Origin of the sequence: Pseudoalteromonas sp. 1_2015MBL_MicDiv (assembly GCF_002407505.1) — a bacterium.
GTDB lineage: Bacteria > Pseudomonadota > Gammaproteobacteria > Enterobacterales > Alteromonadaceae > Pseudoalteromonas > Pseudoalteromonas fuliginea.
Genome location: NZ_CP012737.1, coordinates 2,152,162 through 2,165,899 on the forward strand (window position 1 = coordinate 2,152,162; position 13,738 = coordinate 2,165,899).

13 protein-coding genes are annotated in these 13,738 nt (G+C 38.4%); 9 read left to right on the plus strand and 4 right to left on the minus strand.

From position 1 onward, the window contains the following. Window positions 1-153: 153 nt before the first annotated feature. The 5 genes from mnmA to AOR04_RS09765 all read left to right on the plus strand — a co-directional run bounded on the left by mnmA (window position 154) and on the right by AOR04_RS09765 (window position 4,959). Window positions 154-1,254, plus strand: a complete 1,101-nt coding sequence (gene mnmA, locus AOR04_RS09745; RefSeq protein ID WP_007375708.1) for a tRNA 2-thiouridine(34) synthase MnmA — start codon at window positions 154-156, stop codon at window positions 1,252-1,254. Next, window positions 1,254-1,856 (plus strand): high frequency lysogenization protein HflD, encoded by a 603-nt coding sequence (hflD, locus tag AOR04_RS09750; protein ID WP_096793207.1) that lies wholly within the window; start codon window positions 1,254-1,256, stop codon window positions 1,854-1,856. Before mnmA ends, hflD begins: the two co-directional genes overlap by 1 nt. A 31-nt stretch (window positions 1,857-1,887) precedes the next feature. Further along, window positions 1,888-3,258: an adenylosuccinate lyase gene (gene purB, locus AOR04_RS09755; protein WP_096793208.1), complete on the plus strand. Its 1,371-nt coding sequence runs from the start codon at window positions 1,888-1,890 to the stop codon at window positions 3,256-3,258. Window positions 3,259-3,345: 87 nt separating this feature from the next. After that, on the plus strand, window positions 3,346-4,491 hold the full coding sequence (locus tag AOR04_RS09760; protein ID WP_096793209.1) for a ribosomal protein uL16 3-hydroxylase: 1,146 nt from the start codon (window positions 3,346-3,348) through the stop codon (window positions 4,489-4,491). Window positions 4,492-4,500: 9 nt separating this feature from the next. Next, complete coding sequence (locus tag AOR04_RS09765) at window positions 4,501-4,959, plus strand: GNAT family N-acetyltransferase (protein ID WP_007375704.1); 459 nt, start codon at window positions 4,501-4,503, stop codon at window positions 4,957-4,959. 62 nt (window positions 4,960-5,021) lie between these two features. Here AOR04_RS09765 and AOR04_RS09770 read toward each other — a convergent pair whose 3' ends face one another. The 3 genes from AOR04_RS09770 to AOR04_RS09780 form a co-directional block, all read right to left on the minus strand. After that, the gene (locus tag AOR04_RS09770; protein WP_033028402.1) at window positions 5,022-5,468 is read right to left on the minus strand and encodes a DUF4826 family protein; all 447 of its coding nucleotides are present in this window, start codon (window positions 5,466-5,468) and stop codon (window positions 5,022-5,024) included. Window positions 5,469-5,585: 117 nt separating this feature from the next. Continuing rightward, window positions 5,586-6,989 (minus strand): M28 family peptidase, encoded by a 1,404-nt coding sequence (locus tag AOR04_RS09775; RefSeq protein ID WP_096793210.1) that lies wholly within the window; start codon window positions 6,987-6,989, stop codon window positions 5,586-5,588. Between the two features lie 174 nt (window positions 6,990-7,163). Then, on the minus strand, window positions 7,164-7,577 hold the full coding sequence (locus AOR04_RS09780) for a hypothetical protein (RefSeq protein WP_096793211.1): 414 nt from the start codon (window positions 7,575-7,577) through the stop codon (window positions 7,164-7,166). Between the two features lie 147 nt (window positions 7,578-7,724). Between AOR04_RS09780 and AOR04_RS09785 the strand changes: the two genes are divergently transcribed. Then, window positions 7,725-8,522: a hypothetical protein gene (locus tag AOR04_RS09785; protein ID WP_008133642.1), complete on the plus strand. Its 798-nt coding sequence runs from the start codon at window positions 7,725-7,727 to the stop codon at window positions 8,520-8,522. A gap of 6 nt (window positions 8,523-8,528) precedes the next feature. On the opposite strand, the gene AOR04_RS09790 is transcribed toward AOR04_RS09785, so the two are convergent. Further along, window positions 8,529-8,933, minus strand: coding sequence for a GFA family protein (locus AOR04_RS09790; RefSeq protein ID WP_007375699.1), 405 nt, complete (start codon window positions 8,931-8,933; stop codon window positions 8,529-8,531). Between the two features lie 218 nt (window positions 8,934-9,151). Between AOR04_RS09790 and AOR04_RS09795 the strand changes: the two genes are divergently transcribed. From AOR04_RS09795 to AOR04_RS09805, 3 genes are all read left to right on the plus strand, one after another. Then, window positions 9,152-9,988 (plus strand): hypothetical protein, encoded by an 837-nt coding sequence (locus tag AOR04_RS09795; RefSeq protein ID WP_096793212.1) that lies wholly within the window; start codon window positions 9,152-9,154, stop codon window positions 9,986-9,988. 97 nt (window positions 9,989-10,085) lie between these two features. After that, window positions 10,086-11,933: an ABC transporter ATP-binding protein gene (locus AOR04_RS09800; RefSeq protein WP_096793213.1), complete on the plus strand. Its 1,848-nt coding sequence runs from the start codon at window positions 10,086-10,088 to the stop codon at window positions 11,931-11,933. Window positions 11,934-12,704: 771 nt separating this feature from the next. Next, complete coding sequence (locus AOR04_RS09805) at window positions 12,705-13,577, plus strand: beta-agarase (protein ID WP_198402992.1); 873 nt, start codon at window positions 12,705-12,707, stop codon at window positions 13,575-13,577. Window positions 13,578-13,738 lie beyond the last annotated feature (161 nt).

The following is a 13,738-nucleotide window of genomic DNA, read 5'->3' on the forward strand; positions in this document are numbered from 1 at the left end:
AACGGCTCTTAAGGCTAGTTTGCTATTTGTTATACAAATAAAATAGTGACAAATTATGTCTTTGCTGCGCTACGCTCTTTAAGCACAAACAAAATACATGCTATAATCGCGGCCTTTCCAAGTTAACAGCAATCTGTATAAGCGAAATTATTCATGAGCGAAAATAGTCACATTAAAGTCATTGTTGGCATGTCCGGCGGTGTTGATTCTTCTGTATCTGCATATTTATTACAACAACAGGGCTACCAAGTTGAAGGCCTGTTTATGAAGAACTGGGAAGAAGACGACAATGATGAATATTGTGCCGCCGCTGATGATTTAAAAGATGCGCAAGCTGTGTGTGATAAATTAGGTATTGAGCTTCACACTGTTAACTTTGCAGCAGAGTATTGGGACAACGTATTTGAGTACTTTTTAGCAGAGTACAAAGCAGGTCGTACACCGAATCCAGACATAATGTGTAATAAAGAAATTAAATTTAAAGCCTTTTTAGAATTTGCGGCTCAAGCACTCGGTGCTGACTTTATTGCAACGGGTCACTATGTTCGCCGTGAGCTTCGCGATGACAAATACGTTATGTGTCGCGGACTTGATAACAATAAAGATCAAAGCTACTTCTTATATACCCTAAGCCATGAACATATTGGCCAAACGTTATTCCCGGTAGGCGATATCGAAAAACCAGAAGTACGCCGCATAGCAGAAGAGCAAGACCTAATCACGCACGATAAAAAAGACAGCACAGGTATCTGCTTTATTGGTGAGCGTAAATTTAAAGACTTTTTACAAAAGTTCTTACCAGCACAACCTGGCGTTATTGAAGACACTGACGGTAATAACGTAGGCGAGCACGAAGGCTTAATGTACCACACACTTGGACAACGCAAAGGCTTGTTAATTGGTGGTATGAAAGAAGGTTCTGGCGAACCATGGTACGTAGTTGATAAAGACTTAGAACGTAACGTACTTATTGTGGGCCAAGGTAAAGATCACCCTCGCCTATACAGTAATGGTCTTAATGCAAACCAATTGCATTGGGTTGATCGCATTGGTCCTAAAGGTACCACTCGCTGCACAGTAAAAACACGTTACCGCCAAGAAGACTTAAGCTGTACCCTACTTGTAGGTGAAGACGGCATGGCCCGCGTATTGTTCGACGAGCCACAAAAAGCAGTGACACCTGGTCAATCTGCCGTATTTTACGCAGAAGATGTGTGTTTAGGCGGTGGTATTATTGATTCGGTGATCAAGTAATGAATCAATACCAAGTCATGGCGCTTGCCGCCATGTGTCAAGTTGCTAAGCAAGTTCAAAAAATTGCCCAGTACGGCAGTAATAATGAGCACGACTTAGAAGTATTACTTTCAAGCATTATTCAAACATCACCGGCTTCGCCAGAAGATGTTTACCAAGGTACTGAAAACTTACGTGATGGCTATAAAACATTAATGGCGCAGCTAACCGCAGGTGCTCAAAAAGATGTTGAAATAGTAAAATACGTAGGTGGCTTAATGCAGCTTGAGCGAGCACTAAGTGCAAACGACAAAAGCTTAAACGAATTAGGTAAACGAATTGATGATATTCATCGTCGTTTAGATCATTTTGCTATTACCGACGAGAGCGTTGTTGCCGGTTTAGCAGATATATACTCGTCGGTGCTGAGCCCCCTTGGGCACCGAATACAGGTTTATGGTAAACCCGAGTTATTAAAACAGCAGCTCACTCAAAATAAAATCCGTGCGTTATTATTAGCCGGCATTAGAAGTGCAGTATTATGGCGACAAATGGGCGGTAAACGCCGTCACTTTTTCTTTGCAAAAAGAAAAATACTCGCCATTGCTAAAACAAAAATTTAACTATCGTTCAAACTAAAATTTAGGAGTTATTATGGAGCTTTCAGCGTTAACGGCTATCTCTCCAGTGGATGGTCGCTACGGCAGCAAAACCACTGAACTGCGCAGTATTTTCAGCGAATTTGGCTTAATCAAATACCGCGTAATTGTTGAAGTGCGTTGGTTGCAAGCGTTAGCTGCAGCAAGCGATATTAAAGAAGTGCCTGCATTTAGCGAACAAGCTAATGCACTTCTAAACGCCATTGTAGATAACTTCAGTGAAGCTGATGCACAGCGCGTTAAAGACATTGAACGTACGACAAATCACGATGTTAAAGCGGTTGAATACCTACTAAAAGAAAAAGTCGCCGATAACACTGAGCTTCACGCAATAAACGAATTTATTCACTTTGCTTGTACTTCAGAAGATATTAATAATCTATCTCATGGTTTAATGCTAAGCGAAGCGCGTAAAAACGTTTTACTTCCTTATTGCGATGAACTTTTAAGCGCAATTAAAGAAAAAGCAATTGAATACAAAACAATCCCAATGATGACTCGTACACACGGGCAACCTGCTACACCATCGACTATGGGTAAAGAGTTTGCTAACGTATACATGCGTTTAAAACGTCAACGTGACCAAATTGCACAAGTAGAAATGTTAGGTAAAGTTAATGGTGCTGTTGGTAACTACAACGCTCACCTTAGCGCATACCCAGATTACGACTGGCATACACACGCAGATAAGTTTGTATCAAGCTTAGGTTTAACACTAAATCCATTTACGACACAAATTGAACCGCATGACTATATTGCAGAGTTGTTTGACGCAATTGCACGTTTTAACACTATATTGCTCGATTTTGATCGTGACATGTGGGGCTACATTGCCCTTAATCACTTTAAGCAAAAAACAATTGCTGGCGAAATTGGCTCATCAACAATGCCGCATAAAGTTAACCCAATTGATTTTGAAAACTCAGAAGGTAACTTAGGCTTAGCAAACGCTATTTTTGCTCATCTTGCACAAAAATTACCAGTTTCTCGCTGGCAGCGTGACCTTACCGATTCAACGGTATTACGTAACTTAGGTGTAGGTATGGGTTATGCGATTATTGCATACCAATCAACACTTAAAGGTGTAAGCAAGCTTGAAGTAAACGAGCAACGTTTAGCTGACGAGCTTGATCAAAACTGGGAATTGCTAGCCGAGCCGATTCAAACCGTTATGCGTAAATATGGCATTGAAAAGCCATACGAAAAACTTAAAGATTTAACACGCGGTAAACGTGTAAATCAAGAAATAATGGCTGACTTTATCGATGGTCTTGACCTTCCAGAGCACGCTAAAGTAGAAATGAAAAAACTAACACCTGCTAATTACATTGGTCGTGCTGTTGAGTTTATTGATGATTTAGTTTAAAAACTAAATTGCTCTTTTAAAAAGCGAAAGGATCATCCTTTCGCTTTTTTTGTTTTACCCCATTGCACTAACTAGTAGGCATAATGTATGTATCAATTAAAAATAAATAATTTGTCTGAGCAAGAGTTTTTAAGCCATTATTGGCAAAAAAAACCGCTTTTAATCAAACAAGGTTTTACTGATTTTCAAGACCCACTTGATGCTAATGAGCTTGCCGGTCTCGCAATGGAAGAAAGCATAGAGTCACGCATTATCACCAATCATAAAAATGATTGGCAAACGCACCAAGGTCCATTTGAAGACTTTGAGCAGTTAACAGACGATCACTCTACATTGCTCGTGCAAGCAGTTGATCACTGGCATAGCGATGCTGCACAACTACTAGAGCCATTTAGGTTTATTCCAAACTGGCGCATAGATGATTTAATGATTAGCTATTCAACGCCTAATGGTGGTGTTGGCCCACATTTAGACCAATATGACGTATTTATTATTCAAGGCGAAGGTAAACGTCATTGGCGCGTAGGCCTGCCCGATCCAACACTTAAGCAGTTTGCTCAAAACAAAAAATTACTGCAAGTAGAAGCATTTGAAGCCGTAATCGATTGCATATTAGAGCCTGGCGATATTTTATATATTCCACCTGGGTGTCCTCACGAAGGTTACGCTGTAGAAAATGCACTCAATTACTCAGTTGGTTTTAGAGCCCCTAATCAACAAGATTTATTGTCGAGCTTCGCCGATCATATTATTGATACCGAAAGTGGTCAAAAACGCTACACCGATGGTAATCTCACACTCAGAGAATCTAAAGGTGAGCTTAATAATATTGAAGTCACTAAAGTTAAAACATTAATGCAAGGACTGCTTGAAAACGACACGTTATTCAAACAATGGCTAGGAACAACCTTAAGCCAACCTAAACATGAAATGGACTTAGCGCCTGCTGAAGAGCCATTTTCAGCTGAGCAAATAACGAATGCATTAACTAATAACACCATTGTGTTTGAACGCTTAGGTGGCACACGCGCTATTTATCAATTGCTTGAAGAAAACATTTTGTTAAGTGTAAACGGCGAAAATTACACTGTGTTATCAACTGACTTAGCTGCTGTGAAACTACTAACTGACGATATCGAGTTTGAAGCCTCGCAGTTAAAATTTTTAAAACCTAGCCTAGTATTTATTCAAACCTTTACTACACTCGTTAATGAGGGAATTTGGTTTAACTAGGAGTTTGCCATGGGCTATCAAGTTGATAAAGTAGAATGGGCTATACGTAAGGATATGCTTCAACTAATTCGTGAGCGTGTTTTTGTTTATGAATTACACATACCTAAACGTATAGAATTTGATAGCCTAGATAAATTTGCGTTGCATGTACTTGTTACAGACGACACTCACTGCCCCGTTGCTACAGGCCGATTATGTACTGATGGCTTAATTGGTCGAATAGCTGTACTACCCGCACACCGAAACCGCAATGTATATAAATCGCTTCTCAATTTCATTATTGATTTAGCATCAAATCAGGGGATAGAAGCTGTCAGTATTAATTGTATTCTAGATGAAGTAGAACGTTTTAAGCGAAATGGCTTTATTCAGCAAGGAAATGTGTTTATGGAGGCGGGAATTCCTAGGCAACGTATGCAATGCTCTGTTTCGGCGTTTAATACAACGCCTTTCACACTTGTCCATTAGATAAAGAAAAGGGCAATAAATAAACCATCACCCTCTACTTTTTTACTTAACCCAAACTGTAGTTACTTTGCCTCATTTGCCCACAGAGGTTCATTTTCATACATTTCATACAAGCCATGTGCTCTATTTATAAGTAAGTTAGCAAAATCTACCTGCGTTTTGTCACGGCCGCCTGTACTCATAATTTGATCCGCTTTTAATTGCCACTGCAAAGAAAAGTAACGCATTGCATCGCGGGCATCTGTAGCCGCACTAACCTCAGCATGATCTGTAGGTAACCGCCCTGTTACCACCCAATATGTTTTACCGTTCTGTGCTTTAAATTTCCACATTGCGCAAAGTGGCGCTAAAAATCGGCTATCTTTATCAACTACTGATTTTGGCATAATGCCCTTTTCAGCTAAGTGCTTTTGCGCTGCCTGAAAACATTCACGCTGCCATGCAACACGTTGTTGCTCAGCTAAAGCTTGCTCTTGTGCTGTTAACGGTTTTTTTTCTTGTTGCTGCATTTTTAATAACCTTTTACTTCTTTTTTTACACTCTAAGGGCTTAGTAAATAAGGTGCAAGTATAAAATGGCCGTTTACACCTTCAAGCGCTCTGTTTGCTGAATTTTCAGCCAAACTACTATTTTATATTGTGATCAAACGAACCTACATCACCCGGAAAAACTACTGGAGACTCAACACCGTCTTTACTAACAGAGGCTACACCAAAGTAATAATTATCAATCACTACATTTTTAAGTGTGAACTCTGAAACCCTGCCAACGTATTTACTAAACTGCCATTGCGGCTCGCTCGTGTAACGCCAATAAATTTTGTAACCCGCAATATTTTCATCACTGCTTTGTTGCCATGAAAACGACGTATCAGCTGTAACTGCTCCTGTTATTTTAACTTCTTTTGGCGGTGCGGGCGCCCACGCCATTGATGCCATCGTTACCGCATTAAGTGAAGTTAACTTGGCCGTATAGTCAAAATCAACGCCCTCAATAGTATCACCATACTCAACCCCATTTTCGGTGCGTAAATCTTGATGCTGGCGATCGTAATGCTCGTTAGTTTCCATAATACGCACTGCTGCAAAACCTGCATCGTTAAATGGACGATGATGCCCACCACGGCCAAACCTATCTAATCGATATACAAGTATTGTATCTAAATTAGGAATGTATCTATCAGCAATAGTATCTATGTAGCGCGCTAAATTACGACTCGCAGAATCAACTTCACCACCTGTAAAGCGCCGAGTATTAGCTTGCTCTTTTGTTTCTACAACACGGGTACCTTCTGAAAATATACGTGCAGTTGTATTATCGGTTACCCCATTAATACCGGTAATATTGCCAATCATATCGTTGTTTAAAACGCCATGAACTTGCCAGTCATGCTTTTGCGCGTAAGCCGTTAATATTTTCCCGCCAAACAAACCTTGCTCTTCGCCCGAAAGCGCCGCGTAAACTACCGATCCATTAAATTTGTATTTACTTAAAACACGAGCAGCTTCTATTATACCTGCCACGCCTGATGCGTTATCATTTGCCCCAGGTGAATCACTCGTAAAGTCCATAACATCACTTACACGAGAATCTATGTCACCCGACATCATCACCATCCGATTAGGCTCGCTCGACCCACGTTGAATAGCCACTATGTTAACCACTTCAACAGGATTAGGAATGCGTTTTTCGCCCGATATAGTGTCCTTTACTTCAATAATTTCTAGGCAACCGCCACACTGTGCGGATATTTTTTCAAATTCTTTTTTTATCCAGCGCCTAGCCGCACCAATGCCTCGAGTATCCGATTTAGTTTCTGAAAGCGTATGGCGAGTACCGAAATCCACCAGCGTTTGAATGTCACTACCAATACGTTCGGCTGATACTTGAGCTGCTATATCATGTAATTTTTGCTGTTCTGTGTATTGAAGTTGTGTTTTCCCATGTGCTGATAGTGCAAGTGTGCAGGCGCCTGCAATTGCAGTAAATTTAAGTAACGTTGTTGTGATTTTCAAAGGTGTTTTAAGCATCTATTAGCTCCTAATTATTATAGTGTAACCATTACTTAACTAAGATTTTATGGCAATACATTTGAGGTAGATGTAGAAAGGATCACGCTAAAACGCATTTACAAGAGGTTATTAGGATAGTAAAAAGCCCACTACCTTTTATAAGTACTGGGCCAAAATTTATTATGCATACTTTTAATGAGTGGTTTTAATATCAAATTCTTTCAAAAAGGCCTCATGTCCTCCTAAGCTTGCAAGCACACCAGCAGAAAACATAAATATTAATACAAATGCTAAACAGCTCAAAAAATCAGAATTATTTGCTGGATTAATATAGTAGTTAAGTAAAAAACCACTTAATACACCTATAAAAGCAATTTTGTTAAATAAAAAGTAACTTGGGATCTCAAATGCCCAAACAGAGGTATTGTTTACAAACTGCCTATATCCATACGTAATAAAAGCCAGCATACCAATAATACTAATTAAAAAAGTAGATACTGTCGTTAATACACTCATATTTTTATAAATAAGCGCATGTCCTAATTGTAAAGAATAAATAAATACTGCAAACCATACTAAAACAGCTGGCCCTAAAATTAATCCCATTTTCAATCCTTGAATAATACTTAAGCAGTTAATTGCCAATACACTATTATAGTAATAAGTAAAATTACATGTGTTCTGCACAATAATCTATTTAAAAATTTATTTTTCGTGGCACACTATGAACGTGTTTATAAAAAAGTTTAAGTTATGCGTCAGCTAAAAAACGATACCATTGAAGCAAATCAAATCAAATCAGAACAAACTGATTTTGGCCCTATAACTGTATTTCAAAATCAACAGTATCGTTGGCTAACACTTGCACAAAAAAAAGATGAAGATATTACTATTCAAGGTGTTATGTGCCTTGTGCATCCAGAACAAGTAATCGTCCCTGTAAATCAATGCATGTTGCTCTTTTTACTTAAACCTGCAAATACACTAAACATATTAAATTTAGGCTTAGGAACCGCAGGGTTTGAGCGAATCATGTATCACCTGCAAAACCATACGCCTTACGTAAATACCATTAATACATTTAGTACAATCGAAATAAACCCAAATATAGCCTCTATTGCAACGCAATTATTTAACCTACCAAGTAACCACAATATCCACTTACAATGCGCTGAACAGTATATTTCAAAATGCACAGCTAACTTTAACGTAATTACTATTGATATTTTTAGTGGTGAACATCATCAGCCTTTTTTAACCAATGACAGCTTTTGGCAAAACATAAATCGCTGTAGTGAGCCAAATACTCAAGTAATCGTTAATTTAAACCCGCAAACAGGTCAAGAATTACAAGCCCTTTTGGTACTGATAAGGCAACATTTTAAATGCTTGGCGCTAATAGAGTTTAATGAATATAAAAATATAGTATTGATATTGTGCCAACATACGTTAATGCATATTAACGTTGATGAAATACAAAACTCACCTGTGTTTATAAATTTTGCGCCAGACCTTTATAAAAGTATTAACAGCATTTACCACATTGAATAAAACGTCTTACCGCCCAGGTTCATGTTTTTCATAGCACGGTAAGCTTGTTTCTAACAGCTCCCAGTTAGCCTTAGATGTAACAAAGTTATGCGACAATACTTGTTCAGTAATATCGCTATCAAATATACCTAGACGAATTCGTATTCTGCTTTTGTCATCTGCATTACTACTATAAACAGGAGAGCCACAACATTTACAAAAATAGCGCGTACGCCCTGCTTTAAAACTATATTCACTGAGTCGTTCTTGCCCTTTCGTTATTGTAAAGTCATCTGTATTTACAAAGCCATTAGTTGCAAATGCAGTCCCGCTATTTTTTCTACATAGTGAACAATGGCAATGAATAATGCTGGTTATACTACCCAATACTTCAACACTTACTTCACCGCACAAACACGAACCCGTATACATAAAACGTCCTAATAATTTAATTAATTTCAACTCAGCTAAAATTCGCTGAGCTGATTGAATACAATGACAATATTACATTTTTCAAGCTCTATCAAACCATAACTAATGTTTTAATGATTGACATAAAAAAGTTAAATTGGTTATATGGCTTTTAATAAAAACTATAGCCAAAATTTAAATTGGTTAACCAAATATCAATAATATTACGAGAGCCAATTATGTCTTCTAAACACATTTTATTTCTTTGCTTATTCAGCACGCTATCAGCATGTTCAAACATTCAAAAAAACACATCGAGCGATTGGCTGCTTATTGATGACTTTGAACATTCACTTAGCAAGTGGCAAAGTGTTGATACTCAAAATGAAACCAAACCACAAGTTAAAAATCCACAAATAACAGTTATACAACCAGAACAAGCAATCGCATCTGTTAATCATTATTTACTAAAAAAGCCTGCGGCAGAAGGCATTGTAGGAAATCGTAAAGCACTTTCTTATACAAAGCTTCCACTAGCGGTTGAAGTTGGTCAAACCTACACATTTTATATACGTATAAACGTCGCTGCGTTTCCCAATAATCACGCTTTTGGGCTGAGTAATCTTACTCCGGAGTTAATTAATAAACATGCGTACGATGCATTTGAGCCAACACTTCGCGTAACCGATAAAACAGAATCAAACGGGCTTGTAAACGATGGCGCATTAATGGTTAAAACCGACAGCGGATATAGCAACATTCAAAACTACACTACAAAACAGTCAGCCAAGCCTCTGCAAACAAATACGTGGTACGACGTATGGTACGTTGTTAATAACGCAGCAGTCTCAGAGCAAGGGCAACAATACGATGTTTATGTAAAAGGTGGTGAATTTAGCAAGCAAACTCTGGTATATAAAAATGCACAATTTAGAATGAAGCGCGAACAACCTCTTATATACTTTTTAGCAAACTGTAATACGGGCCCAATTAAAAAACCTTATGGTAATGGTGGGCTCAAATACGATGATTTATACATGAGCGAAGGAATAAATCTAAGTAACCCAACGCAATAAATAAGAATAATACTCATAATTAATGACCTACAAACCTGCATTTAAAAATACTTAAATGGTATAATACTCGCCATTATTTGCCATTTAAGTTTTTAAAATGTATCGATTATTTGAAAAAATGACAAAAGCATTTCCTGAGGACCAACCCACTCAGCCGCCTTCTACTTTATTTGCTTTTTGTCGCCACTACACCAAAGGAATGGAGCTGTCGCTACTACTTATGTCAATCAGCGCCGCCATGCTTGCTATTTTAGAGGTTTCTTTATTTAGCTACATGGGCCAACTTGTCGATTGGTTAACGGCCTATACACCCGAGACTTTGTTTGTAGAGCAAAAGTCAGAACTTATAAAAATGGCCGTAATGCTGTTAGTTGTGCTGCCCGTTGTTGTATTTTTTCACTCTGCTATTTTGCACCAAGCATTGCTGGGCAATTACCCTATGTCGATTCGCTGGTTAGCGCATCGTTATTTACTGCGCCAAAGTGTCAGCTTTTATCAAAATGAATTTGCTGGACGAATAGCCACTAAAGTACTGCAAACTTCTTTAGCCGTTCGCGAAACAGTGACTAAACTACTCGATGTATTAATGTATATCGTGGTTTATTTTGGCTCTATGGTATTTTTAGTTGCCGAAGCCGATTGGCGCTTAATGATCCCGTTACTGGTTTGGTTAGCTTTATACATCTGCGTGCAGCTTTATTTTGTACCGCGCCTTAAAAAGATTGCCAGCTCACAAGCCGATGCGCGCTCAGAAATGACCGGTCGTATTGTTGATAGCTACACTAACATTTCAACTATTAAATTGTTTTCGTATACCCAACGTGAAGAGCAATACGCAAAACAAAGCATGGATGTATTTTTACAGCCTGTGTACAAGCAAATGCGCTTAGTAACCAGCTTAAACTTTGTTATTCAAAGCTTAAATTACCTATTAGTATTTTCGGTTGCCGCTGTATCACTTTATTTATGGTCGCTTAGCGCAATTAGCGCCGGAGCTATTGCAGTTGCTGTTAGCTTAGCGCTTAGATTAAACGGTATGGCGCAGTGGATCATGTGGGAAATAAGCAGCTTGTTCGAAAACATTGGCACCGTAGCCGATGGCATGAAAACACTTTCTAACCCTATTGAAGTTGCCGATAAACCAAATGCCGATACGCTTAACGTAAGCCAAGGTGCCATTGAGTTTAACAACGTACACTTTAACTACGGTAAAGCAGCAAACGAAACTAATCGAAGCCCAGTAATGAACGGTTTAAACTTAAATATTAAACCTGGCGAAAAAATTGGTTTAGTCGGTCGCTCTGGCGCTGGTAAATCAACACTTGTTAACTTATTACTGCGCTTTTACGATACAAACTCAGGAACAATAAAAATTGATGGGCAAAACATCACAGACGTAAGCCAAGAAAGCCTACGCCGATATATAGCCATGGTAACGCAAGATACCTCCTTGCTTCATCGCTCAGTAAAAGACAACATTTTGTACGGTCGCCCCGATGCAACCCACGATGAAATGCTCAACGCCACCAAACAAGCTAAAGCACTTGAGTTTATAAATGACTTAGTCGACAGCAAAGGCAATAAAGGCTTTGATGCACAAGTGGGCGAACGCGGTGTTACGCTTTCGGGCGGTCAACGCCAACGTATTGCTATTGCACGTGTGCTACTTAAAAATGCCCCCATACTTATACTCGACGAAGCCACCAGCGCACTCGACTCTGAAGTAGAAGCTGCAATTCAGGCAAGTCTTGATGATTTAATGACAGGCAAAACAGTTATTGCCATAGCGCATAGGCTCTCAACCATTGCGCAAATGGATAGATTAATTGTACTCGATGATGGGGGCGTGGTTGAACAAGGCACTCACGAGGAACTAATCGCTAAAGCCGGAATTTACGCTGCACTTTGGACTCACCAAACTGGCGGATTTATAGGAGTAGATTGATCATATAAGACCCTAGATATTAGCCTTTATTTTGATGCAACTAAAAACATAAAAGCGAAGCTGCTTACAAGGCTCTTCGCTTTAAATGTAAATTTTTTGTTTCTTGAAACATTTGTCTAAATATTAGTGTCGTTCACTGCTTTGTAAAACGTTCATTCACTTCATATTTCTAATTGTTAAAATATTAATAACTCAACGTCCCTAGCATAGCTCTTTACTATAGATTTAAATAAAAATTGTAAAAATAAAAATAAATTATTTTTCAATTTATACATCAAGTTATAAAAAAATCCAACCTTGCTTCATTAAAAATATTTCTCTAGTTCCAATATTAGGTATTTATTAGCAGTAGTAATATCTCTATTTTGATAAAAGTTAAACTGATTGATACAGAGAAAAAACATCTCGCCCAAGCAAAAACATAATGTTAACAGGTGCGATTAAATTATTAACAAAATAAATATTTAATTATCTATTGTTAACAATGTGTAATTGTGTAAACATTAAACAGTTGCTTTGGTGTTACTTTAAAATCAGTACAACAAAGTTACATTACACACTATTTCACTTTTATTAAAACGTATCCATGTCGGTGTGCTTATGCTGGTATTTTCATAAGCTTGAGTTTGAATATGGATACAAATAATAGAAGGTACACACAAAAGAGATTGTTTCATCTAGGGCCTGTTTATCTTTCGATGATTAAATTCACTAAAGTTACTCGCACTAGTTAAAGAAGCATATCTACATTAATTTGCATGGAGATTTTATATGAATATATTAAAACTACTATCCTGTTCTACTTGCGCAATACTCTGCACAGCAACACATTCTGCAGATTGGGACGCATATAGTATTCCGGCTTCTGCTGGATCAGGTAAAACATGGCAATTACAAACTGTTTCCGACCAATTTAACTACCAAGCCGGTACTTCAAATAAACCGGCAGCATTTACCAATCGTTGGAATGCTTCGTATATTAATGCTTGGCTTGGGCCTGGTGATACTGAATTCAGTTCAGGTCATTCCTACACTACTGGTGGTGCGTTAGGCCTTCAGGCAACTGAAAAAGCAGGAACAAATAAAGTGCTTTCGGGAATTGTTTCTTCAAAAGCAACTTTTACATACCCACTTTATCTTGAGGCAATGGTAAAACCGAGTAATAACACTATGGCTAATGCCGTATGGATGCTGAGCTCTGATTCAACTCAAGAAATTGATGCAATGGAGTCCTACGGCAGTGATCGTGTAGGGCAAGAGTGGTTTGACCAACGTATGCACGTAAGTCACCATGTTTTTATACGTGAGCCATTTCAAGATTACCAACCAAAAGACGCAGGCGCATGGGTATACAATAGCGGTGAAACATACCGAAATAAATTTCGTCGCTACGGTGTACATTGGAAGGACGCATGGAACCTAGATTACTATATTGATGGTGTATTAGTTCGCAGCGTTTCGGGTCCGAATATAATTGATCCTGAAGGCTATACAGGCGGCACAGGGCTAAATAAACCAATGCACATCATTTTAGATATGGAACATCAGCCTTGGCGTGATGTAAAACCGAATTCAACCGAGCTAGCTGATTCAAACAAAAGTATATTTTGGATTGATTGGGTACGTGTTTACAAAGCAAACTAAGTCATTCTAAAATATTTGTAATACTAGGTTTTATTACTTCTCGTTATACGACACGGAGTAATAAAATTTAAGCTCCCCAAAACTACTTAATGCGGCTATTAAAGCCGCATTGAGTATAATTAACCTGAACTCTGGATAGTAAATCTATCTCGAGCAGCTAT